This is a genomic window from Allobrachymonas denitrificans DSM 15123 (assembly GCF_900110225.1).
Lineage (GTDB): Bacteria > Pseudomonadota > Gammaproteobacteria > Burkholderiales > Burkholderiaceae_C > Brachymonas > Brachymonas denitrificans.
On the sequence record NZ_FOCW01000003.1, the window covers coordinates 55,188 to 78,125 of the forward strand.

Annotated in this window: 21 protein-coding genes; 7 read left to right on the forward strand and 14 right to left on the reverse strand. The window is 63.0% G+C overall.

What is annotated here, in order from left to right; genetic code table 11:
* Positions 1 to 109 precede the first annotated feature (109 nt).
* Positions 110 to 472, forward strand: a complete 363-nt coding sequence (locus BMW28_RS07995) for an excalibur calcium-binding domain-containing protein (RefSeq protein WP_234970084.1) — start codon at positions 110 to 112, stop codon at positions 470 to 472.
* An 11-nt stretch (positions 473 to 483) separates the two neighbouring features.
* On the opposite strand, the gene BMW28_RS08000 is transcribed toward BMW28_RS07995, so the two are convergent.
* The 6 genes from BMW28_RS08000 to BMW28_RS08025 form a co-directional block, all read right to left on the reverse strand.
* Positions 484 to 2,466, reverse strand: a complete 1,983-nt coding sequence (locus BMW28_RS08000; RefSeq protein ID WP_091816375.1) for a peptidase U32 family protein — start codon at positions 2,464 to 2,466, stop codon at positions 484 to 486.
* Between the two features lie 123 nt (positions 2,467 to 2,589).
* The gene (locus tag BMW28_RS08005; RefSeq protein ID WP_091816377.1) at positions 2,590 to 3,402 is read right to left on the reverse strand and encodes a hypothetical protein; all 813 of its coding nucleotides are present in this window, start codon (positions 3,400 to 3,402) and stop codon (positions 2,590 to 2,592) included.
* A 30-nt stretch (positions 3,403 to 3,432) separates the two neighbouring features.
* A complete protein-coding gene (locus tag BMW28_RS08010) occupies positions 3,433 to 3,708 on the reverse strand; it encodes a BolA family protein (RefSeq protein WP_091816379.1) in 276 nt (91 codons plus the stop codon).
* 63 nt (positions 3,709 to 3,771) lie between these two features.
* Entirely contained in the window at positions 3,772 to 4,311 is a 540-nt protein-coding gene (locus tag BMW28_RS08015; protein ID WP_091816381.1) for a septation protein A, read from the reverse strand.
* A gap of 77 nt (positions 4,312 to 4,388) precedes the next feature.
* Positions 4,389 to 4,835, reverse strand: a complete 447-nt coding sequence (gene msrB, locus BMW28_RS08020) for a peptide-methionine (R)-S-oxide reductase MsrB (RefSeq protein ID WP_091816384.1) — start codon at positions 4,833 to 4,835, stop codon at positions 4,389 to 4,391.
* Between the two features lie 141 nt (positions 4,836 to 4,976).
* Positions 4,977 to 6,452, reverse strand: a complete 1,476-nt coding sequence (locus tag BMW28_RS08025) for a protein adenylyltransferase SelO (RefSeq protein ID WP_091816386.1) — start codon at positions 6,450 to 6,452, stop codon at positions 4,977 to 4,979.
* Between the two features lie 214 nt (positions 6,453 to 6,666).
* On the opposite strand from BMW28_RS08025, the gene BMW28_RS08030 reads away from it, so the two are divergent.
* Entirely contained in the window at positions 6,667 to 8,292 is a 1,626-nt protein-coding gene (locus BMW28_RS08030; protein WP_091816389.1) for a 3-(methylthio)propionyl-CoA ligase, read from the forward strand.
* A 143-nt stretch (positions 8,293 to 8,435) separates the two neighbouring features.
* Here BMW28_RS08030 and BMW28_RS08035 read toward each other — a convergent pair whose 3' ends face one another.
* Both BMW28_RS08035 and BMW28_RS08040 read right to left on the reverse strand, forming a co-directional pair.
* Positions 8,436 to 9,041: a hypothetical protein gene (locus BMW28_RS08035; RefSeq protein ID WP_091816391.1), complete on the reverse strand. Its 606-nt coding sequence runs from the start codon at positions 9,039 to 9,041 to the stop codon at positions 8,436 to 8,438.
* Between the two features lie 361 nt (positions 9,042 to 9,402).
* A complete protein-coding gene (locus BMW28_RS08040; RefSeq protein ID WP_091816394.1) occupies positions 9,403 to 10,161 on the reverse strand; it encodes a 3-hydroxyacyl-CoA dehydrogenase in 759 nt (252 codons plus the stop codon).
* Between the two features lie 283 nt (positions 10,162 to 10,444).
* Here BMW28_RS08040 and BMW28_RS08045 point away from each other — a divergent pair, with 283 nt between their 5' ends.
* Positions 10,445 to 11,404: a patatin-like phospholipase family protein gene (locus tag BMW28_RS08045; RefSeq protein ID WP_234970075.1), complete on the forward strand. Its 960-nt coding sequence runs from the start codon at positions 10,445 to 10,447 to the stop codon at positions 11,402 to 11,404.
* A gap of 182 nt (positions 11,405 to 11,586) precedes the next feature.
* On the opposite strand, the gene BMW28_RS08050 is transcribed toward BMW28_RS08045, so the two are convergent.
* Positions 11,587 to 12,153 (reverse strand): phasin family protein, encoded by a 567-nt coding sequence (locus tag BMW28_RS08050; protein ID WP_091816399.1) that lies wholly within the window; start codon positions 12,151 to 12,153, stop codon positions 11,587 to 11,589.
* A 409-nt stretch (positions 12,154 to 12,562) separates the two neighbouring features.
* Between BMW28_RS08050 and BMW28_RS08055 the strand changes: the two genes are divergently transcribed.
* On the forward strand, positions 12,563 to 13,561 hold the full coding sequence (locus tag BMW28_RS08055; protein WP_091816401.1) for a 2-hydroxyacid dehydrogenase: 999 nt from the start codon (positions 12,563 to 12,565) through the stop codon (positions 13,559 to 13,561).
* Positions 13,562 to 13,564: 3 nt separating this feature from the next.
* Positions 13,565 to 15,220, forward strand: coding sequence for a DNA recombination protein RmuC (gene rmuC / locus BMW28_RS08060; protein ID WP_234970076.1), 1,656 nt, complete (start codon positions 13,565 to 13,567; stop codon positions 15,218 to 15,220).
* Positions 15,221 to 15,371: 151 nt separating this feature from the next.
* Here rmuC and BMW28_RS08065 read toward each other — a convergent pair whose 3' ends face one another.
* From BMW28_RS08065 to efp, 3 genes are all read right to left on the reverse strand, one after another.
* On the reverse strand, positions 15,372 to 15,677 hold the full coding sequence (locus tag BMW28_RS08065) for a hypothetical protein (protein ID WP_234970077.1): 306 nt from the start codon (positions 15,675 to 15,677) through the stop codon (positions 15,372 to 15,374).
* A gap of 84 nt (positions 15,678 to 15,761) precedes the next feature.
* On the reverse strand, positions 15,762 to 16,697 hold the full coding sequence (locus BMW28_RS08070; protein ID WP_091816404.1) for an LOG family protein: 936 nt from the start codon (positions 16,695 to 16,697) through the stop codon (positions 15,762 to 15,764).
* A gap of 126 nt (positions 16,698 to 16,823) precedes the next feature.
* The gene (efp, locus tag BMW28_RS08075) at positions 16,824 to 17,378 is read right to left on the reverse strand and encodes an elongation factor P (protein WP_091816406.1); all 555 of its coding nucleotides are present in this window, start codon (positions 17,376 to 17,378) and stop codon (positions 16,824 to 16,826) included.
* A gap of 193 nt (positions 17,379 to 17,571) precedes the next feature.
* Here efp and dut point away from each other — a divergent pair, with 193 nt between their 5' ends.
* A complete protein-coding gene (gene dut, locus BMW28_RS08080) occupies positions 17,572 to 18,021 on the forward strand; it encodes a dUTP diphosphatase (RefSeq protein ID WP_091816618.1) in 450 nt (149 codons plus the stop codon).
* Positions 18,022 to 18,219: 198 nt separating this feature from the next.
* Here the strand turns inward: dut and mnmC are convergent, their stop codons facing one another.
* Both mnmC and BMW28_RS08090 read right to left on the reverse strand, forming a co-directional pair.
* The gene (mnmC, locus tag BMW28_RS08085; RefSeq protein ID WP_091816409.1) at positions 18,220 to 20,028 is read right to left on the reverse strand and encodes an FAD-dependent 5-carboxymethylaminomethyl-2-thiouridine(34) oxidoreductase MnmC1; all 1,809 of its coding nucleotides are present in this window, start codon (positions 20,026 to 20,028) and stop codon (positions 18,220 to 18,222) included.
* A 173-nt stretch (positions 20,029 to 20,201) separates the two neighbouring features.
* Entirely contained in the window at positions 20,202 to 20,483 is a 282-nt protein-coding gene (locus tag BMW28_RS08090) for an oxidative damage protection protein (protein WP_091816411.1), read from the reverse strand.
* A 384-nt stretch (positions 20,484 to 20,867) separates the two neighbouring features.
* On the opposite strand from BMW28_RS08090, the gene acs reads away from it, so the two are divergent.
* The gene (gene acs, locus BMW28_RS08095; protein ID WP_091816413.1) at positions 20,868 to 22,862 is read left to right on the forward strand and encodes an acetate--CoA ligase; all 1,995 of its coding nucleotides are present in this window, start codon (positions 20,868 to 20,870) and stop codon (positions 22,860 to 22,862) included.
* Positions 22,863 to 22,938: the final 76 nt, after the last annotated feature.

The following is a 22,938-nucleotide window of genomic DNA, read 5'->3' on the forward strand; positions in this document are numbered from 1 at the left end:
ACCCCGGTGTCGTCATCTCATATGCTATCCATTTGAAGGAGCGAAGTATTCCGGGTCAATAGGGATAACCGGGCTTTCTCCAAGGAGAAGGAGAGGAATGGGTCGCATGATGTCGGCATTGGCGGCATCGCTGCTGCTTCTGTTGGGAACAGATGCCGCTGCGCACGGAGGCGGGTTGAACGCCGATGGCTGTCACCACAATCGCAAGACGGGTGATTATCACTGTCATCGGGGTGGCGGACAATCCAGCCAGTCGGCGAACCGGGCCAGTGGTTTTACGGGTAGCAGCAACCGTGTGCAGCGCTTCATGGCTGATCCGGGGGCGCGCAAGCCGGCAGCCAGAAGCGGCGGCGCAGCGTATTTCCCCAATTGTGCCGCGGCGAGGGCCGCAGGTGCGGCACCCATTCGTGCTGGCGAACCTGGCTATGCCCGGCGCCTGGACCGGGATGGGGATGGCGTGGCGTGTGAGTGAGGGTTGGAGGGTCAGCGGCTCGCTGTGCGGTAGAACTCCACCGGCACCTCGACCAGTTCCCGCTCGCCGGCGGGCACCACCCCACGTCGCTTGATATGCGGCTGCAGCTTGCCCATCACGTGCATCTCGCAGGGCTTGCAGTCGAACTTGAGGGTGTAGGTCTGGTCACCATGCGTGATGGTGAGCGGCTCCGCACGCACCTGGCCCTGCACACCTTTCACGCCCTTGGCCTGCTTGGGGCACAGGCTGAGGGAGTAGCGCACGCAGTGCTTGGTGATCATCAGCGGCACTTCGTTCTCTTCCTCGTGCGATTCATAGGCGGCGGCAATTACCTGCACGCCGTGTTTGGCATAGAAGTCGCGTGCCTTGTGGTTGAACACGTTGGCGAGGTAGGTGAGGGTGTCTTCCGGATAGGGCGCGGGCGGCTCGACGGGCGTGGCACGCTGCGGGCGCTTCCAGCCCTTCAGGCGAGCGGAATCCAGCGCCTCCACCGCCTGGCGGCGCAGGGCGTTCACCTGTGAGGCGGGAATGAACCAGGGCTGGGCGGTGGCGATATCCGGGTGCTCGACTTCGTAAATGGTCGTGCCGAGCTTGCCCAGGTTGTCGCGCAGTGCCTGTTCGCCCTTGGTGGCATCCCGTGCAGGCGCCTTGTCGCAGGCCAGTCGTGCCGTGGCAGTGAAGCCGTCGGCATCGTTCAGCACCAGCTGCACGCCCTCCGCAGTGTCTTCCAGCCGCAACCATAGCCCGATGCGGCGCTCTGCGCTCGGACGCTCGAGCGAACGCACCCATTCCATGTCGCGGTTGCGGTTCACCACGGTATCGCGGCGTAGATCCTTGAAGCCGGCAACCGGATCCTTGGGAAACACGCGCCACTGGCCCGGCTTGCCCAGGCTCTCGGCGCGATTGATCTGCAGGCCCAGCAGATTGTTGTGCAAGTCGAAGTAGCAGAGGCCGTCGCCGTTGTGCAGCTCGGTGGCATGGTCGTCCGTCATCAGGTCGACGCTGTTGCTGTTCACCTGCAGCACGTAGCCGATGGGCTGGCCGGGGTTCTTCGGGCTGTCGAAGGCGCCGATGTCCTGCTGGCGGCCGTGCGTGAAGTAGTCGGTGCTGCCGCGGTTGAAGTTCTGGCGTGGATCGGGCGCAAAGCTGAAACGCGTGCGGCCGCTGCTGCCTAGAGCCAGTTCGGGGCGCTGCTCCAGCAGTTCATCCAGCAGCTTGCGGTAATGGGCAGTAATGTTCTTCACATAGCCCATATCCTTGTAGCGGCCCTCGATCTTGAAGCTGCGCACACCGGCGTCCACCAGCGCCGCCAGGTTGGCGCTCTGGTCGTTGTCCTTCATCGACAGCACGTGCTTGTCGTGCGCCACGATGCGGTTCTGGCTGTCCGTCACCTGCCAGGGCAGGCGGCAGGCCTGGCTGCAGTCGCCACGGTTGGCGCTGCGGCCGGTGCTGGCATGGCTGATATAGCACTGGCCGCTGTAGGCCACGCACAGGGCGCCGTGCACAAAGTATTCGAGGATGGTTTCCGGCCGCGTGGCGGCGCGGATGGCGGCAATCTGTTCCAGATCCAGTTCGCGCGCCAGCACGATCTGGCTGAAGCCGGCATCCTGCAGAAAGCGCGCCTTCTCCGGCGTGCGGATGTCCGCCTGCGTGCTGGCATGCAGCTGGATTGGCGGCAGGTCCACTTCCAGCAGGCCCATGTCCTGGATGATGACGGCATCCACGCCGGCGTCGTACAGCTCCCAGATCTGCTTGCGCACGGGCTCCAGCTCGTCGTCGCGCAGGATGGTGTTCTGCGTGACGAAGATGCGTGCATGGTAGCGGTGTGCGTGCTGCACCAGGCGCGCAATGTCCTGCACGCTGTTGGCGGCGTTCACGCGCGCGCCAAAGGCCGGGCCGCCGATGTAGACGGCATCGGCGCCATGGTTGATGGCTTCGATGCCGATATCGGCGTCACGGGCGGGGCTGAGCAGTTCGAGCTGGTGCGGGAGCATGGCAAATCGGCACGCCAGCAAGGGCGTGCGGCAAAAACAGAAAGGGCGAAGCGCCAATGGTAGCGATTCGCCCGGAAAAACGATAGCACTCGGGCTTTGGTCCGGTGCTTCGTCAGGGAGATCTTAGTGGATGCGGGCCTTGGCGCGCAGTTCGTCCTGCAGCTTGACCATATGCTGCTCGACCATGCCGTCCTTGACTTCCTGCTTGACCTGCTCGAACGGCGGCACCTGGCCATGCGCAGCAGGGCCCATGCCTGCCACGATGCGGTCGTACTCGGCCTTGGCGTCGGCATCTGACACGGGATGCTGCTTGCCGTACTGCTGGAACAGCAGGCCCATCAGCACCATGCCGTGGGCGCCATCCATCTGGTTGCGGTATTCGGGGGTGAGTTGCAGGCCGCGCTGCACGGCTGCCTGCACCGGCGTCACGTTCTTCGCGCTCAGTTCTGCCTCCAGCTTGCCCACCTGTTGCTCGGCCAGGTCATCCTTCACCTGTTGCTTCACCTGCTCGAAGGGCGGTACCTGTTCCTTGGCGGCAGGGTCCAGTCCGGCGACGATCTTGTCGTATTCCGCCTTGGCGGCTGCGTCCGATACCGGGTTCTGCTTGCGGTACTGCTCGGCCAGCAGGCCCGACAGGATCATGCTGCGCGCACCCTCCATCTGCTGGCGGTATTCCGGCGTGCGATGCAGGCCACGCTGTTCGGCCACCTGCACCATCACGGCATCACCGATCAGCTTCTGGCGGACCTGTTCCTCCATGCCGGTGGGCAGCGGCTGTCCCATTTGGGCGGCGCGTTCCTTCATGCTGGCCATTACGGCATCGAAACGGGCCTTGGGAAGGGGTTTTCCATTGACGATGGCCAGGTTCTGGGCATGGCTGGCAGCGGAAGCAGCGAGCAGCAGGGTGCCGATCAGGGCAGAAAGACGGAAGGACATGGTGAAAACTCGCTAGTCAAACAGGCTGCTTCAGTCGCGCACGATTTCGATGGCGAGCGCATGCAGCCCGGCAGTGATTTCTTGTTGCAGTGCATCATACACAAGCCGGTGGCAGGCCACGCGCGTCTTGCCCGAAAAAGCCGGCGCGGCAATGCGCACGCGGAAGTGTGTACCGTAGCCCAGGCCATTGGCGCCGGCGTGGCCGGCATGGTGGCCGCTTTCGTCGATGACTTCCAGCCGGGTCGGTTGCAGGGCCTGCTCGAGACGGGATTGCAGCAGCGCTGCGGTCGGAATGGAGGGGGTCATGGGATGTTTCCTGAAAGGAAAAGGCCTGCAGCGCAGGCAGGCCCGGAAAAGGGAATGCGAGCTTCAGCGCGAGAGCTTGTCGCCTTGCCAGTGACGGGAGATGTACACGCCCTGGCCCACGAGAAAGATCAGCGGGAAGACATAGCCCCAGAGCTTGAAGTTCACCCACTGCTCGGTACTGAAGTACACGGCCACATAGGCGTTGATGGTGGCCATGAACAGACAGTAGCCGATCCAGGCAATCGTCAGGCGATGCCATACCGGCTGCGGCAGGATGAGTTGCGTGCCCAGCATCAGTTGCAGCACGTTCTTGCGCATGCCCCACAGGGCCACGGCCAGGGCCAGCGCCATGGCTCCGTATAGCACGGTCGGTTTCCACTTGATGAAGCGTTCGTCCTGCAGCACCAGTGTGAGCGTGCCGAAGATCAGGATCAGCGCCAGCGTCACCTTGTGCATGGTGCTGAGCTTGCGATCAATGAAATAGAGAATGGCCATCTGCGCCGTTGTAGCGGCCATGAGTACCCCGGTGGCAACGTAGATGCCATACAGCTTGTAGGCTGCGAAGAACAGGATGATGGGGAGAAAGTCGAGCAGTTGTTTCATCGGCAGCCATTATGCGGCCTGCGCGCGTGGTAAGCGCACGGGCCATGCGGGCGCAAGGGGATTGGGAGTCGATGTCCTCAGGGATATTGGGGATCCACGTCCTGGCTGGGCTCTCCCAACGGCACGAACTCGAGCGAGGCCGAGTTGATGCAGTAGCGGTCGCCGGTGGGTGCCGGGCCGTCGGGGAAGACGTGGCCCAGATGCGCGCCGCAGTTGCTGCACAGCACTTCGGTGCGCTGCATGCCGTGGCTGCTGTCGTCACGCGTCACCACGGCTTCGGCGCTGATCGGCTGGTAGTAGCTGGGCCAGCCGCAGCCGGCATCGAATTTGGTGGCGCTGGCAAACAGCGCTTGGTCGCAGCAGATGCAACGGTACACGCCTTCGGCGAAATGGTCGGCGTAGATGCCGGTGAAGGGATGTTCGGTGGCGGCAAAGCGCGTCACCTGCATGGCAACCGGCTCGGCATTCTTGGCATTGAGCACGGCTTCCCATTCGATCGGGGTTTTCTGGACCGGAAATTCCATGACGTGTCTCCTTGTTGTGTGGGGCACAGTGCCCGCATGGGGCTGAGTGTAGAGGGTTTTGATGACGGCTTGCCCGCCAAGGGGTTTGCCTGCGGTAACCATCCGTGAGCGGCCTTGGCAAGGGCAGGTGCTGTCACACGGTCACGACGAGCAGCTGACGCAGATACCCGAAGCCCAGTCGGGCGGCAGGCCTGCGTAGGCGTGCGTATCCCAGCGCGTGTCATAGGGCGTCGTGCAGGCCTCCAGCAGATTCCGCACTTCGGAGAAATCGCCTTTTTCGGCGGCGGCAATCGCGTTCTGGCACAGATAGTTGCGTGGCACCACGGCCGGGTTGGCGCGCAGCATGGCCGCGCCGGTGTCCGGCAGGCCATGTTCATCCAGCGCGCGCAGGTAGTCGGTGAACCATGAGTCGAGCGCATCGCGACGCATGAGCAGGTCGCGGACCCCGTCAAAGCTGCTGCGGCCCTCGGCCACGGCGAGGGACAGGCGTCGCCAGAACAGCGTGAAGTCTGCCTGGTTCACGCTGAGCTGCATGAGCAGGGGCTGCATCAATTCCGAAGCAGCGGTGCTGTCCTGCAGTCCCAGCTTGGCTGCCCAGCAGGCGGCCTGGCTTTCTGCCAGCCGCGTGGGGTACACGTCCACGGCGGCCTTGGCGTCATCCACTTCGCCGATCAGGGGTAGCAGGGCCTGACCGAGCGCATACAGGTTCCAGTAGGCCACATCGGGCTGCCGGTCGTAGGCATAGCGCCCGCGCTCGTCGCTGTGGTTGCAGATATGGCCCGGATCGTAGGCGTCCAGAAACTGGTAGGGGCCGTAGTCGATGGTGAGCGCCAGCATGCTCATGTTGTCGGTGTTCATCACGCCATGGCAGAAGCCGATGGCCTGCCACTGTGCGATCAAATCTGCAGTTCCTTCGGCAACGGCACGCAACAGGGCGGCATAGGGATTGGGTGCCTGTCGGCAGTGAGGGTAATGCTGCCCGATCACGTAATCGGCCAGCGTGCGCAGCGGAATATCCTGCTGGCGCGAGGCAAAGTGTTCGAAATGACCGAAACGGATGAAGCTGGGGGCAAAGCGCGTGACCACGGCGGCAGTTTCCACCTGTTCGCGGTAGACCGGATCGCGCGAACCGGTCAGGCACAGCGCGCGCGTTGTGGGGATGCCGAGCGCCTGCATGGCCTCGGACGCGATGAATTCGCGGATCGACGAGCGCAATACGGCACGGCCGTCCCCCATGCGGGAATAGGGCGTCAGGCCGCTGCCCTTGAGCTGGATTTCCTGCAGCGTGCCATCCGCGGCGGGCAGGGTGCCCAGCGTCAGGGCGCGGCCATCGCCCAGCTGCCCGGCCCACACTCCAAACTGGTGGCCGCTGTAGACGCTGGCCCAGGGCCGCGCACCCTCCGGCAGGGCATTGCCGGAAAACAGCTTGAGCGCATCTTCCTGGGCCAGCCAGGCTTCGTCCAGACCGAGGTAGTCGGCGGCGGCCGGGCTATGCGCAATCCAGTGCGGGCGTGTCAGCGGCACCGGGTTGAGAAAGGTGACAAAGGCTTCGCCCAAGGCACCCAGGCCGGGCTGCCAGTGAGAATGCGAAGGGGTAGGGGACGCTTGCTCGGACATGGCCCGATTGTGCGGGAGCGGCCAAGTCCGTGGTAGTGGTCGGGCCATTTTCCGGGCTGCATTTATGGTCACCTGCTGGTGAGGGACGCGTTCCTGGACGGTGCCTGCGGGCTGGAGGAAATTCCGTGGTCCATGAAACTCCGTACGGGCGTTCACATTTTTGCTGGCACAATGGCCTGCGAGAAAGTACAACCATCGACACAAGGAGAAATCAATGCTGGGCCTGATGCAGAACCAACCGCTGCTGCAATCGTCGCTGATCGAATTTGCAGCCGCCAACCATGGCGATACCGAGATCGTGTCGCGCCGTGTGGAAGGGGACATTCACCGCTACACCTGGGCCGATGCAGCGCGCCGCGCCCGCCAGCTGGCCCATGCGCTCGATGGTATGGGCCTGGCTGCCGATGCCCGCGTGGGCACGCTGGCCTGGAACGGCTACCGCCACCTCGAGCTGTACTACGGCGTGAGCGGCACCGGCCGCATCATCCACACCATCAACCCGCGCCTGCATCCCGAGCAGATGGCCTGGATCGTCAACCACGCCGAAGACGAGGCCCTGTGCTTCGACATGAGTTTTCTGCCGCTGGTACAGCAGATCCACAGCCACTGCACTACCGTCAAGCGCTGGGTCGCCCTGTGCGATGCCGACAAGCTGCCCGCCGACAGCGGCATTCCGAATCTGACCAGCTACGAAGCGCTGATCGCCAACCAGAACACCGCCTACGACTGGCCGCAGCTTGACGAGAACACCGCCAGCGGCCTGTGCTACACCAGCGGCACCACCGGCAACCCCAAGGGCGCGCTGTATTCGCACCGTTCCAACATCCTGCACGCCTATGCGGCGGTGATGCCCGACGCCATGGCGCTGAGCTCGCGCGATGCCGTCATGCCCGTGGTGCCCATGTTCCACGTCAATGCCTGGGGCACACCCTTCAGCATGGCCATGACCGGCTGCAAGGTGGTCTTCCCCGGCCCGCAGCTGGATGGCAAGTCGCTGTATGAACTGATCGAAGCCGAGCAAGTCACCTTCAGCGCCGGCGTGCCCACCATCTGGCAGATGCTGCTGATGCACGTGCAATCCAAGGGCCTGCGCTTCAGCAGCCTGAACCGCACCGTCATCGGCGGCTCCGCCTGCCCGCCGGCCATGATCGATGCCTTTGCCGACCTGGGCGTTCGCGTGATCCACGCCTGGGGCATGACCGAGCTCTCGCCGCTGGGAGCGCTCAGCACGCTCAAGCTCAAGAACGAGTCGCTGCCAGCCGACGAGAAGCGCCGTCTGCTCGCCAAGCAGGGCCGGCCGATTTTCGGCGTGGACCTGAAAATCATCGACGAGAACGGCGAGGATCTGCCGCATGATGGCACCACCTACGGCAACCTGATGGCACGCGGCAACTGGGTGATCGAGCGCTACTTCCGCTTCGACAAGTCGGCAGTCATCGATGGCGGCTGGTTCCACACCGGCGACGTGGCCACCATCGACCCGGACGCCTTCATGCAGATCACCGACCGCAGCAAGGACGTGATCAAGTCCGGAGGCGAATGGATCAGCTCCATCGACGTCGAGAACATCGCCATGGGCCATCCCGCAGTCGCCATGGCGGCCTGCATCGGCATGCCCCACCCGAAGTGGGACGAGCGCCCCATCGCCGTGGTGGCGCTCAAGCCGGATGCGCAACTCACGCGTGAGGAACTGCTGGCCTTCTACGAAGGCAAGCTGGCCAAGTGGCAGATTCCGGACGACGTGGTGTTTGTCGATGCCATCCCGCTCGGCGCCACCGGCAAGATGCTCAAGATCAAGGTGCGCCAGATGCTGGGGGATTACAAACTGCCGGATCTGTAATGCCAGGGGGGCGTGCCGTCTCTTGAAGGGAGTGCGGCGCGCTACCTGCCAAGAGAAAACAGCCATGCATGTGCATGGCTGTACGTCTTGTGGCGCGGCATGGCGGGGCGCACAGGAGCGCCGCTCCCGCCATGCAGACAGCATCAATCGCGATGCGGGTTGCCGCGGCCGCGATCCCAGCCGATCTGCTTGCCCTGGCCTTGGTTGCCACGCTCCCAGCCCTTGTGGCGACGGTCATCGTCGCGACGGGCCTTTTCGTAGTCCTTCTGGTTGCGCCGCATTTCCTTGCGCTCGCGCTTGTCGTCATAGCGGTCATCGCGATCAACCACCACGACCGGACGGTGCACCACCACCGGCTCGCGCACCATCACGCGCTCGCCAGGACGATGGATGGCATAGGCGCGCGGCGAGGCCACGTTCACGAAATACACCGGACGGCTGCAGGCGTTGTAGCGGCTGCAGTGCTTGTCCCACTTCTTGCGGTGGCCCGGAGGAACGTAGAGATACATCGGGTCGTACCTGCCGGCAGTGCGATGGATGATGACCGGTCGCGAGCTGTACACCGGCGGCGGCACCGTTGCGTTACCCAGCACGATCTGGCCGTAGACGCCTTGCGTCAGCGGCGCACCGACCGTGATGTTGTTGTACCAGGGGTTGGCGCTGACGGTGATCTGCGCCTGGCTTGCGCCCACGCCCAGCAGGCTGGCGGCACCCACCAGGGCGGTAGCTATGGTTTGATGGATTTTCATGGCATCTCCTTGTCCTGCGCAGTCATGGCGCTTTTCAGGATTGTCCGGCCCTGATGCGGCGTGTCGGCAGGCGTTGGTAACAGATTGCCAGCGCAAATGCTGCCTTCACCGGAGATGTGTTGCAGCCAGCCGTAGCCAGCCACGATTGGTTACGACTTGCGGCATCGCGGCGCAGCGTGAATGCAACGTTCGGCTGCACGCTATAGCCACGAGAAGCTGCCACATGACGGTGTAAGGGGACCTGTCTGCCTATGGTAGACGTGCGGCGGGCTTGATGCAGGAGGAGGGCAGTTTGCCCAAATCACACGCCCATAAAAAAACGGCGCCGAAGCGCCGTTCTGGGTCATGCCGAAGCAGAATCTTATTTCATGCCCATGCGGATCGCGCCATCCAGACGAATCACTTCGCCGTTCAGCAGGTCGTTCTCGATGATGTGCTTGGCCAGCTTGGCAAAGTCTTCCGGACGGCCCAGGCGGCTGGGGAAGGGCACCATGGCTGCCAGCGAATCTTGCACTTCCTGCGGCATGCCGAACAGCATGGGCGTGCCCATGATGCCGGGAGCGATGGTCATGTTGCGGATGCCGCTGCGTGCCAGATCGCGGGCGATCGGCAGCGTCATGCCAACCACGCCACCCTTGGAGGCGCTGTAGGCCACCTGACCGATCTGGCCTTCGAAGGCTGCCACGGAAGCGGTGGAAATCATCACGCCGCGCTCGCCGGTGGCTTCGGGTTCGTTGGCGCTCATGGCTTCGGCAGCCAGGCGCATCATGTTGAAGGAACCGATCAGGTTGACGGTGATGACTTTCTGGAACAGTTCCAGGCTGTGCGGGCCTTTCTTGCCCACGATCTTCTCGGCGGGAGCGATGCCGGCGCAGTTGACCAGACCCATCAGCTTGCCCAGACCCACGGCAGCTTCCACCACCTTGCGGCCGTCGGCTTCGTCAGCCACGTTGGCCTTGACGAACACGCCGCCGATTTCTTGCGCCACCTGCTGGCCGCGCTCTTCGTTCATGTCAGCGATGACGACCTTGCCGCCATTGGCTGCCAGCATGCGCGCCGTGCCTTCGCCCAGGCCGGAAGCACCGCCGGTCACGATGAAAGACTTGCCTTGAATCTCCATGTCGAACTCCTTATGTCCAATTGAAATGGGGTCGCTATGGTTGACGTTGACGTCAACGGAATATCGCATTGTAGGGCGAACACGCGGCGAAACGCCAGCGAAATGCCGGCATTCCCGCAACGTGAAACGGCAACAGAAATCCCCGCAAGAATGAATCTTTTCAGGCTTGCGGCGATCCATTGTAGGCGCGCGTACAGCGTTGCCAGTTTACGTTTGCTTGCACGCCGTTGGCACGCGGGCTTACCATGCCCGATGTGCCTTGGCACGCCTTACCACCATCACCATGACTCTGCCTGAAATCTCCCCGTCTGCATCCTCCTCCGACTCCCTGCCACGCCGCCAGGCCTTGCGCTGGCTGGGTGGAGGCATGGGCGCTGCAACCCTGCTTGGCCTGACGGCCTGCGGCAGCGCGCCTCCCGCACCCACGCAGGAAAAGCCTCCCGCTCGCCCGGTGGTATTGCGCAAGCCGCGCCTGGCGCTGGCCCTTGGAGGCGGCGCTGCGCGCGGCTTTGCCCATGTGGGTGCACTGGAGGTGCTGGAAGAGGCGGGTATCCGCCCCGATATCGTCGTCGGCACCTCCGCCGGCAGCGTGGTCGGTTCCATCTACGCCAGCGGCCTGCGTGGCAAGGCCCTGCGCGACGCGGCGCAGGGGCTGGACAAGAACGCCATCACCGACTGGCAAGTGCCTTTCCTGAATCGCGGCCTGTTGCGCGGCGCTGCTCTTGAGCGCTTCATCAACCAGCAGGTTGGCAACCGTCCCATCCAGGCGATGCCGATCAAGCTGGGCATCGTCGCCACGGACCTCAAGTCTGGCCAGGGTATTCTGTTTCGCAGCGGCAATACCGGGCAGGCAGTGCGGGCGTCGAGCGCTGTACCCGGCGTGTTCGAGCCGGTGCGGATTGGCAGTCGCGAGTATGTAGATGGCGGACTGGTCGCGCCGGTGCCGGTGCGTTATGCGCGGCAGCTGGGTGGAGATGTGGTTGTCGCCATCGACATCAGCAGCGAACCCACGGCCGAAGCGGCCAGCAGCCAGGCACAGGTGGTGCTGAAAACCTTCAGCATCATGGGCCGCAACATCAACACGAACGAACTCAAGACTGCCGACGTGGTGTTGCGTCCGGCTCTGGCAGGGGTGTCGAGTGCGGATTTCAGCAACCGTGAGCGCTCGATCGAGGCCGGACGTGCAGCCATGCGCCAGGCCTTGCCCCGTATCCGCCAGCTACTGGCACAAGGGGTGCGCTGACCTCGTGTAGCCCGTCGCAGGGCTGCGTGTCGGGCTTTGCGTCAGTTTTGCGCAAAAAAATGCCCCACCGAAGTGGGGCAAATTGCATCTGCTAGTCCGGCATTGCACCGGTAACGAGACACAAGGAGACAACTTGTGTGCTGGCTGGCATCAGAGGCCAGCCAGTCTTTGCTCAGGCCTGATTAGGCGCGGGGAGCAGCAGGCTTCTTGGCAGCAGCAGCGGCCGTCTTGGTGGCGTTGATGGCCGTGTTGGTCATGGCGTTGAAGTTGGCTTCAGCAACGTCGGAAGCTTGTTTCACGGCCTTCTGCACGGATTCGAAAGCAGAGTTGGCAGCGGAAACGGCGTTCTTCATCATGGCCACGCCAGCTTCGGAACCAGCAGGAGCGTTCTTGCTCATGTTGTCCACAACGGCGGTCACTTTTTGCTGGGCTTCAACAGCCTGGGTTTCCAGAACCTTGCTGAATTCAGCAGCGGCGCCGGAGGTGATGTCGTACAGGTGACGGCTGTAAGCAGCGGTCTTCTCAGCCAGGGGCTGGAACAGGGAAGCCTGCAGAGCCAGCAGCTCTTGGGCGTCTTTCACGTTCATGGCAGCCTGGGTGGTTTGAGCGGCGTCGGTCAGAGCGGCCTTGGCAGCGTTCACGTTCAGGTCGATCAGCTTCTCAACGCTTTCGAAAGCCTTGTTGGTCAGACCAAACAGGGTTTCCAGGTTAGCTTTGTGAGCGGCGGCGATTTGTTCAGCGGTCAGCATGGGGAGTTCCTCCAAAAATAACACTACAGGTGAAAATGACACTGCGTTTGTTGGTGGGGCTTGAACCCCTGTGCCATGCGTCGCAGCGTTCGCCGGCACTTTTGTTGCACTGCAACATGGGCTCTAGTATAAGACCTGTTGGGTGCATTTCAAGCACTTTTTGTGCGGTGCAGCAAAAAAGCTGCGGTCAATTTGCAACAAGATGTGCAGTGGCTTGCCCTGCAGCACCCATTTGCCCGGTGCGCACGCTTCTGCCGGAGCCACCGAACTCCGGTGCAGCGGCAGGGGAGTGTCTGCCACATGCGTCCGGGCTAACGCACCGCATGCAGAGCAGGGGCTCCGTTATCATCCGGTGCAGCGCCTTCTCCTTATATAGCGATGCACGCCGTCGCTGCAAACCTTGTTTCCCATGCATACAACTTCTTCGCAGCGACCGCGCCTGCTGGTGACCCGTGCCATCTTCCCCGATGTGGTGGAGCGCCTGCGCCAGCATTTCGACGTGATGGACAATCCCGAGGATGCGCTCTTGAGCCGCGATCAGATGCGGGAACACCTGCAGGGTTGCGATGCCGTCCTGACGACTCCGTCGGAAATCATCGATGCAGAGATGCTGGCTTCCTGTTCCCGGTTGCGCATGTGTTCCAATATGGCTGTGGGTTACAACAACCTGGATTTGCCCGCACTGACGGCAATTGGCGTGCTGGCCACCAACACACCGAACGTGCTGACCGAAACCACGGCCGATTTCGGCTTTGCCCTGCTGCTGGCCACTGCGCGCCGCGTGACCGAGGCCGAGCGCTGGCTGCGCGACGGCCACTGGACCAAATGGCGTTACGACACACTGCTGGGCTGCGACGTGCATGGCAGCACCCTGGGCATTCTGGGCATGGGCCGTATCGGTCAGGCCATCGCACGCCGGGGCGCGCATGGCTTTGGCATGAAGGTGATCTATCACAACCGCAGCCAGCTCGATGCCGTCACCGAGCAGGAGTGCCGGGCGCGCTATGTGTCTCGCGAGGCCTTGCTGCGCGAATCCGATCATCTGGTGCTGGTGTTGCCTTATTCTGCTGCCAACCACCATGCCATCGGCATGGAGGAGCTGCGCCAGATGAAACCTACCGCCAGCCTGATCAACATCGCGCGTGGCGGCATCGTGGACGATGCGGCGCTCGCGCAGGCGTTGCGTGACGGTACGATTGCAGCGGCAGGCCTGGACGTGTACGACGGCGAGCCACAGGTGCATCCGGATCTGCTCACCCTCGACAATGTCGTGCTCACGCCCCATATTGCCAGCGCCAGCGAGGCCACGCGCCGCGCCATGGCCAATCTGGCGGCCGACAACCTGATTGCCTTTTTCACCCGCGGCGAAGCGCTGACGCCGCTGAACCCCGAAGTGCTGCCCCGCTGATTTATGTCCGAATCCCTGATGTTGACCGTGGCCCTGATTCTGCTGGGCCTGAACCTGCTGTTGCTGATCGTGCTGCTCTTGCGCAAGCCGGATGACCGTGTGCAGCGCGAAGCCATGGAGTCCCTGCGCAATACGCTGGAAGACAGCATCGACGACGGCAACGAAAGGCTGGAACGGGAGTTGCGCCGGGAACTGACAGAAACGGCACGCACCAGCCGGCAGGAGCACACACAGACGCTGGGCACCTTCCAGAACGCTCTGGTGCAGCATGCGGCAGAGTCCGCCCGTACCCAGGCCGTGCAGCTCGATGGTTTTGCCCAGCAGCTGGCGCGGATGGAGCGCATCGTGCAGGACACACTGAACCAGCGTCTTGCCAGCCTCCACGAAGGCAACCAGCAGCGCATGAACGAAGTGCGCCAGACACTGGACGAGCAGATCACGCGTCTGGCTCAGGGCAACACCCAGCAATTGGAGCAGGTGCGCATGCTGGTGGGGGAAACGCTGCACAACACCTTGCAGACACGTCTTGCCGAGAACGCCCAGATGCTGCAGCAGCAACTGCAGGGCGTGCAGGGCGGTCTGGCCGGCATGCAGAAACAGGTGTCGGATACGCTGACCCGCCAGCTCGATGCCCTGAGCGAATCGAATGCCCGCCGCCTGCAGGAGATGCGCGGCACGCTGGAAACCCAGATGGCGCAGCTGCAGCAGACGAACAGCACCAAGCTCGACGAAATGCGCCAGACCGTCGACGAGAAGCTGCAATCGACGCTGCACCAGCGTCTGGGCGAGAGCTTCCGCCAGGTGGCCGATCGCCTGGAAATGGTGCACAAGGGCCTGGGCGAAATGCAGACGCTGGCGCAGGGCGTGGGCGACCTCAAGCACCTGCTCAGCAACGTCAAGACCCGTGGCATGTTCGGCGAGGCGCAACTCGGCGCTCTGCTGGAGCAGGTGTTCGCGCCCGATCAGTATGCGGCACAGGTGACCGTGCATCCCGGCGCCCGCCACGCGGTGGACTTTGCCATCCGTCTGCCCGGCAAGAGCGAGGACGGCACGCCCTTGTGGCTGCCCATCGATGCCAAGTTCCCCAATGAGGATTACGAGCGCCTGCTTTCAGCGCAACAGCGTGCCGATGCCGAAGGCGCCGAACTGGCCGCACGCCAGCTCGAGGCGCGCATCCGCATGGAGGCCAAGTCCATCAGCGAGCGTTACGTTGCGCCCCCACACACCACCGACTTTGCCATCCTGTTCCTGCCGACCGAAGGTCTGTATGCCGAAGTGCTGCGCCGCCCCGGCCTGATGGAAGCCCTGCAGCGCGATCACCGCATCACGCTGGCGGGGCCGACCACGCTGATGGCTATGCTCAACTCGTTGCAGATGGGTTTCAAGACGCTGGCGCTGGAAAAGCGCAGCAGCGAGGTCTGGCAGGTGTTGGGCGCTGTCAAGACAGAGTTTGGCAAGTTCGGTGATGTGCTGGCCAAGGTCAAGAAGCAGACCCAGACCGTGCTCAACACTCTGGACGAAGCCGAGCGCCGCAACCGTGCCATGCACCGCAGCTTGCGCAGTGCTGAGGCCTTGCCTGAGCCGGAGGCGCAGGGCATTCTGGGGCTGCCGCAAGGGGGCGCCGGCTTGCTTGGTGCATCCGATGAGGATGCGGACTGAGGCTGTTCCAGGCAATTCGGCGTCAGGCTCCGTTGCATGGGGTTGAGGCTTTGCCGATACCGCCATCTGGTACGTGGTGCTGCTTCGGCGGAAACCTGTCCGCAAATGGAAACGCCCGCATCGGCGGGCGTTAACCTGTGGCAAAGAGAACTTATCGGATATCGACGCGCACCGGATCGACACGGATCGGGTCAATGCGGATGCCCGGATCGATGATGACACCACCAGCGCCGCTCGTCGGGCCGCAGCGCCCCTGTTTTTTCAGCCCGGGTGGGCAGAAGCCACCGCCCGGCAGGCAGTTGCCCTTCTTGGCCTGGCCGGGTGGGCATTGCTTGCCATTACCGGCACCGTAGCTTCCATAACCATATTCGTCACCGTAGTAGGGGTCGCCAACCGATACGGCGCAGCCGCCGAGCAGAAGGGCTGCGAAGGGCAGGGCAAACAGCATGTTCTTCATGGCATTGTCCTCGTATATCTGCCCCATTATTGCGGGTGCTGTTCTTTACGGTGTAGCCAGATGCAAGCGAGGTAGCGGACGGTTTCAGGCCGGTCCCTGTGAATGGAAGACCAGGCACGGGCCGGTAGCCGTCATCGCCTTGGCCGGGTCGGAACATTTGGCAAGATAGAAATCGCGGATCTCGCGCCAGGCGTCTTCCGGCGAGTCCACGTATCTCAGCAGTTGGGGATCTTCCGGCGAAATCATGCCTTCCTCGACCAGTACATCGAGGTTGAGCAGTTTCTTCCAGTAGGCCGTGTCATACAGCACGATGGGCACCTGGGCCGACTTGCGCGTCTGCACCAGCGTCATCACCTCGAACAGCTCATCCAGCGTGCCGAAGCCGCCCGGAAACACCACCAGGGCCACGGCGCGCACCATGAAGTGCATCTTGCGCAGCGCAAAGTAGTGGAACTTGAAGTTCAGGTCCGGCGTGATGTAGGGGTTGGACTGCTGCTCATGCGGCAGCGTGATGTTGAGGCCGATGGTCGGCTCTCCCACCTCGCTGGCCCCGCGGTTGGCGGCCTCCATGATGCCGGGCCCGCCGCCGGTGCATACATACACATGGCTCTCGCGCGGCTTGCCAATGCTGTACTCCGCCACCAGCCGGCCGAAACGGCGCGCAGCGTCGTAGGACGCTGCTCCACGCCGCCAGCGTTCGGCCTGCCTGAGCGCTTCGGCATCGCCGGTCTTTTCGGCGGCGGCAATGGCCTGGGTGGCAAATTCCGGTGAGGGCACGCGCGCACTGCCGTACACCACCACTGTATGGTCGATCTGGCGACGTTCCAGCTCCAGTTCGGGCTTGAGCATCTCGATCTGCAGTCGGATGCTGCGCGTTTCGCGCCGCAGCAGGAACTCCGGATCAGCAAAGGCCAGGCGGTTGGAATCGGGGGGGAGGGCGATGCCCTGATCAGCAAGTTCCTGGAGTTCTTCCCAGGCACGGGCCAGTCTCTGTTCGCTGAGGTTGCCCTTGTTCTTCATGGTGTCCTTCGTGTTCTTGTTCCTCCGGCACGCGCCGGCTGAATTCCAGTGTACACAAACAAAAAAGGCCTTCCGCAGCACGGAAAGCCTTTCTCGCCGGAATTGCAGGCCGGGCCTGCAGCACCATTACACGCGCTTGCGGTATTCGCCGGTGCGGGTGTCAATTTCGATGCGGTCGCCCTGGGCCACGAAGATCGGCACGCCAACTTCGAAGCCGGTAGCGATCTTGGCGGGCTTGAGCACCTTGCCGGACGTGTCGCCCTTGACAGCGGGCTCGGTCCAGGTGATTTCACGCTCGACGCTGGTGGGCAGTTCGACGGAGATGGCCTTGCCTTCGTAGAACACCACTTCGGCTTCCATGCCTTCTTCCAGGTAGTTCAGTGCGTCGCCCATGTTCTCGGATTCGACTTCGTACTGGTTGTACTCGGTGTCCATCCACACGTACATCGGGTCGGCGAAGTAGCTGTAGGTGCACTCTTTCTTGTCGAGCACGATGTTGTCGATCTTGTCGTCGGCCTTGAACACCACTTCGGTGCCGAAGTTGCTCAGCAGGCTCTTGAGCTTCATGCGGACGGTAGCGGCGCCACGGCCACCACGGGCGTATTCGGTTTTCAGCACGACCATCGGGTCTTTGCCGTGCATGATCACGTTGCCGGCACGGATTTCTTGAGCGATTTTCATGTTCAGGTGTATTCAGGTTAATGCCGCTCCGTGGCATGCCCGAAGCATGCAGGCGGCGTAGGCCATGGCGGGATTCTGCAGAGGCGCGCGCACGGCTGAAGATGCAGGGTTTTTACTGCAGGCAATCATTCTAGCCGTAAATGTCTGCTGCCGGGGCACAATAGCCCTTTTGCCTATTGTCATTGCCATGTCCCTGCACGTCGACCTCAAGATCCTGGATGAACGCCTCAAGACGCAGATGCCTGCCTATGCCACCGCCGGCAGTGCCGGCCTGGACCTGCGCGCCTGCATCGATGCGCCGCTCACGCTGGAGCCCAATGCCTGGCAGCTGGTGCCCACTGGCATGGCGATCTACCTGCAGGATCCGGGCTATGCCGCCATGATCCTGCCGCGCTCGGGTCTGGGCCACAAGCACGGTATCGTGCTGGGCAATCTGGTGGGGCTGATCGACAGCGACTATCAGGGGCAGCTCATGGTAAGTGCCTGGAACCGTACCGATACCGCATTCACCATCGAGCCGATGGAGCGGATTGCGCAGCTGGTGATCGTGCCGGTGATGCAGGCACACTTCAATGTGGTGGACGCCTTTGCCGATGTCAGCGCGCGTGGAGAGGGTGGGTACGGTTCGACAGGGCGCTCCTGATATTCTCAGCCGAGTCGAGCCGAGTCGAGCCGAGCCGAGCTTGGCTGTACTTGAGGCGCGTGCTGTCGATGTGAGCGCTTGGGGGAAAGTGGAAGCACGGGTGCACCCCACGCTGCCGGACAGGCTGACTCAAGAATGCTCCCGGCTCTCCTGCTGACCTCTCTCACTTATCTTTCCGATATGTACGAGTCGGTTGCCTCAAGCCTGCTTCCGGCTCTCCTGCTGACTGCGCGCCAGCCAGCGTCCGGCTGAGAGCATCTGGCCGAGCTTGCGCTCCACCGGCCAGGGTTCGTCATGCACCTGTGCGGCCAGCTGTTCGCCGCACAGCATGGCCAGCGCCAGCCCACGTGCGCCCATGCCTGAGCACAGGTAGATGCCTTCCAGACTCGCCACGGCCAGCGGGCCGACAACGGGCAGACGATCGGGCAGCGTGGTGCGCACACCGGCCCAGGCGTGAGCCCGACCTTCGGCAAATGCCGGGGTCAGCGCAGCGGCCGCCTTGGGGTGCAGGATCTGCAGCTTGGCGAGGATCTCGCCCATATCCTTCTCGCGCGGACCGGGATCGGTGTCGCCGCGATTGAAGGTGGAGCCGGTGATCCACATGTAACCCTCGCGCGCCCCGATCGCGTAGGGAATATGCGCCGCCATGCTGCCCTTGCCATTGACAGGGCGGGGCGGAAGCGCCGCCTGGTCGATCACCTCATCCTGCCAGCCCCAGGCAATCTGTCCGCGCAAGGGCTTGAAGGGGATGCCGAAGGAGGAGTCGGAAGCGCTGGACTGGCCAGTGGCGCTGGCCAGTCGTTGCAGCAGGGCCGAGGACTGGAACGCCGCTGCCATCACCACGATATCGGCTTCGGCCAGAACTGCTCCGGAATCATCCAGTGCCTGCCAGCGACCGGCGTCGCTGCGCTTCAGGCTCACCACGCGACTGTTTCCCTGAAAGTGGATGCCTGGCTGGCGCAGCAGGGCATGGACGAGGGCGGGAGGCTTGATCCAGGCTGCACAGGGGTGGCGAATGGCGGTAGTGCCTTCGGGTAACTTGGCTTCTACGACCTCCGCGGGTGAGGCGGGATGTGCCCATTCGCTGGCGGGCTGGAGTGCTTTCGGCCGGTCAGCGGCTGTCCACGCGCGGGCCAGCTTGCTTTCGCCATCCACACAATGTTCCAGCACGCCACCCCCGGACCATTGCTGGCCGTGCTCCAGCAAGGCGTCCGCCCGGTGAAGCATGCAGCGCACGCCGGCACGGCTGACTTGCGAGATGCGGGTGTCGTCGGCTGAGGTGTGCGGCACTACCAGGCCAACGGGCAGGCCGGACGCGCCTGCGGCCGGTGCCGGGCCGGCATCCAGCACGGTCACCTGCCAGCCGCGCCGTGCCAGACTCCAGGCGCTGGCGGCGCCGCTGAGACCGGAGCCTATGACGACTGCTGTGGAAGGAGACAATCCTGATTGGGATTCTTTGCTTATCCAGTGAGGATCATACAAGTACGAATGGGGTTCATCCAGCGCAATCCATCCCTTGCTGCGCATGGCATGCGCCCAGGCTGCAGACCAGACCTCCGGAAGGGCCTGCGAGCAGTCGCAATGCAGTTGCGAGCCGTGACGGCTCAAGCCGGACAGGGCGGAGGCCAGATGGCCGGGGTCCGGCAATTCTGCAGTGCGGGCAAAGTCGGAACCCAGATGGATGCGGCGAATGCCACCCGTGGCGCCAGAGAGTGCATCGCTGGCCGGCGCAATAGCCAGTTGCAGAATCAGCCGTTCGTCTTCCAGAGCAAGCCGGTGCCAGCCCGGAATCAGCCCCCACCAATGAGGTTGCAGCTGGCGAATCAGACGTTCGCCTTCCGTGTCGAAGCGTTCCGTGATGGCCTGGACCAGCGTTTCCCAGTCCGGGGCTTGGTCGACTTGCCAGATGAAGTGGTGCACAGCCGCATCCCGCCGCTCCCGGTGCGCCTCCCACCAATCCAGAAACAGGCCGGGATTCCGGGCGGAGAGGCAGAGGGTGTGTGACATGCGATGCAGCCGCTGGGGCAAATGTCCGCGCCAGGGGGATCAGGCGCGGAAACAGGCCAAGGATGAACAGGCGCCAACCATGGAGCGCTATTCAGCCCGAGACATTACGGGGATTCCGGGGCAGTCAGTCGGAATCGGGAATGGCCCCGCGGCAGGCGCGGGGCATGGGAGGATCAGGACTCTTCCTGAGAGGGCGGCACGTAGCCGGCAGCTTGATCGGCGCCAGAGCCGAAGAAATGGTTTTCCATCTGGCGGGCCAGATACTGACGGGCGCGGGCGTCAGCCAGATTCAGACGGTTTTCGTTGACCAGCATGGTCTGGTGGCGGATCCAGTCGGCCCAGGCCTGCTTGCTCACGTTGTCGAAAATGCGCTTGCCCAGTTCGCCGGGGTAGGGGGCGCGATCCAGGCCTTCGGCCTCCGTGCCCAGCTTGATGCATTGAACCATGCGAGTCATAGAACTTCCTCAATAGGTTGAAGGCGGTACAACCCGCCGGATGAGCGCATTTTAAGCCGGTGCCCGGCAGCCTTGAGGATGGCAGGGGCTTGCGTGCCGGTGGGGCTGCCTGTAATCAAGAATCGGCGCGGCCTGCCGGGAGCTTCTGATGAATGGAAGGTGGCTGGAAGGTGGCTGGCCTGTCAGGGTCAGGTGCAGGTGAGGCAACTGCAGAGTGGACCTCCGGCGCAGGAATCACGGGATTTTTCAAGGGTTTGTACTGGTATTGACGTTTACGTCAAGCTGAGAGTAAGAGGAATGTAAGTGCTAGCATGCACATTCGTCGGTGATGCGGGACACAACCCGCACGGAATTGAACACACCCCCTAATGCGAGGAGACATCTATGACAGCGCAGTCTGGTTCGATTGAGTCCGTACTGGTCGAAAACCGCGTATTTCCCCCTTCCGAAGCCACCATGGAAGGTGCGCGCATCAAGGGCATGGAAGCCTATCAGGCACTCTGCGACGAAGCAGAAAAAGACTATGAAGGTTTCTGGGCCCGTCTGGCCCGTGAGAACGTGGTGTGGACCAAGCCCTTCACCAAAGTGCTGGACGAATCCAATGCGCCGTTCTACAAATGGTTCGAAGATGGCGAGCTGAATGCCTCCGCCAACTGCCTGGACAAGCACATGGGCACGCCGGTCGAGAACAAGACCGCCATCATCTTTGAAGCCGACGACGGCAAGGTCACCAAGGTCACCTACAAGGAAATGCTGGAGCGCGTCAGCCAGTTCGCCAACGCGCTCAAGGCCGAAGGCGTCAAGAAGGGTGATCGCGTCATCATCTACATGCCGATGACCATCGAGGGCATTGTTGCCATGCAGGCCTGTGCCCGCATAGGCGCCACCCACAGCGTGGTGTTCGGTGGCTTCTCCGCCAAGGCCGTGCATGAGCGTATCGTTGATGCCGGTGCCGTCTGCGTGATCACTTCCAACTACCAGATGCGTGGCGGCAAGGAACTGCCGCTCAAGTCCATCGTGGACGAGGCACTGGCCGAAGGCGGTACCGAGTGCGTGAAGAGCGTGCTGGTGTTCGAGCGCACTCCTACCGCCTGCAACATGGTGGAAGGCCGCGACAAGACATTCAGCCAGGCGCTGGAAGGCCAGAGCACCGTGTGCGATCCGGTTCCGGTCGGCGCCGAGCACCCGCTGTTCGTGCTCTACACGTCCGGCTCCACCGGCAAACCCAAGGGTGTGCAGCACAGCACCGGTGGCTACATCCTGTGGGCCAACACCACCATGCAGTGGACGTTTGACCTGCGCCCCGAAGACATCTTCTGGTGCACGGCCGACATCGGCTGGGTCACGGGCCACACCTATATCACTTACGGCCCCCTGGCTGCCGGTGCCACGCAGGTCGTGTTCGAGGGCGTTCCCACGTACCCCGATGCTTCCCGTTTCTGGAAGATGATCCAGGATCACAAGGTCACGATTTTCTACACGGCTCCTACCGCCATCCGCTCCCTGATCAAGGCCGCCGACAGCAACGAGGCCGTGCATCCGAAGAACTTCGACCTGTCCAGCCTGCGTATCCTGGGCAGCGTGGGCGAGCCCATCAACCCCGAAGCCTGGATGTGGTACTACAAGAACATCGGCGGCGAGCGTTGCCCGATCGTGGATACCTTCTGGCAAACCGAAACCGGCGCGCACATGATGACGCCGCTGCCGGGCGCCACACCGCTGGTTCCGGGTTCCTGTACGTTGGCACTGCCGGGTATTACCGCAGCCATCGTCGACGAAACCGGCAACGAACTGCCCAACGGTTCGGGCGGTATTCTGGTGATCAAGCGTCCGTGGCCCTCCATGATCCGTACCATCTGGGGCGATCCCGAGCGTTTCAAGAAGAGCTACTTCCCCGAAGAGTTGCAGGGCGCCTACCTGGCTGGCGACGGTGCCGTGCGTAGCGAAGACCGTGGCTACTTCCGCATCACCGGCCGTATCGACGACGTGCTGAACGTGTCCGGCCACCGCATGGGTACCATGGAAATCGAATCCTGCCTGGTGGCCAAGAGTGACCTGGTGGCCGAGGCTGCCGTGGTGGGCCGTCCTGACGACCTGACCGGTGAAGCCATCTGCGCCTTCGTGGTGCTGAAGCAGGGCCGTCCTTCTCCGGAAGAGGCGCCCAAGATTGCCAAGGCGCTGCGCGACTGGGTGGCCCACGAGATCGGCCCCATTGCCAAGCCCAAGGACATCCGCTTCGGCGACAACCTGCCCAAGACCCGCTCCGGCAAGATCATGCGCCGCCTGCTGCGCAGCCTGGCCAAGGGCGAGAGCATCACGCAGGATACGTCCACGCTGGAGAACCCGGCGATCCTGGATCAGCTGGGCGACGCCTACTGATAGGTCTCTGGCCGCCTGCCCCTTGCATGACGCAGGGGGTAGCGGTTACAAGCGACAAAAAGCAAAGCCACCTTCG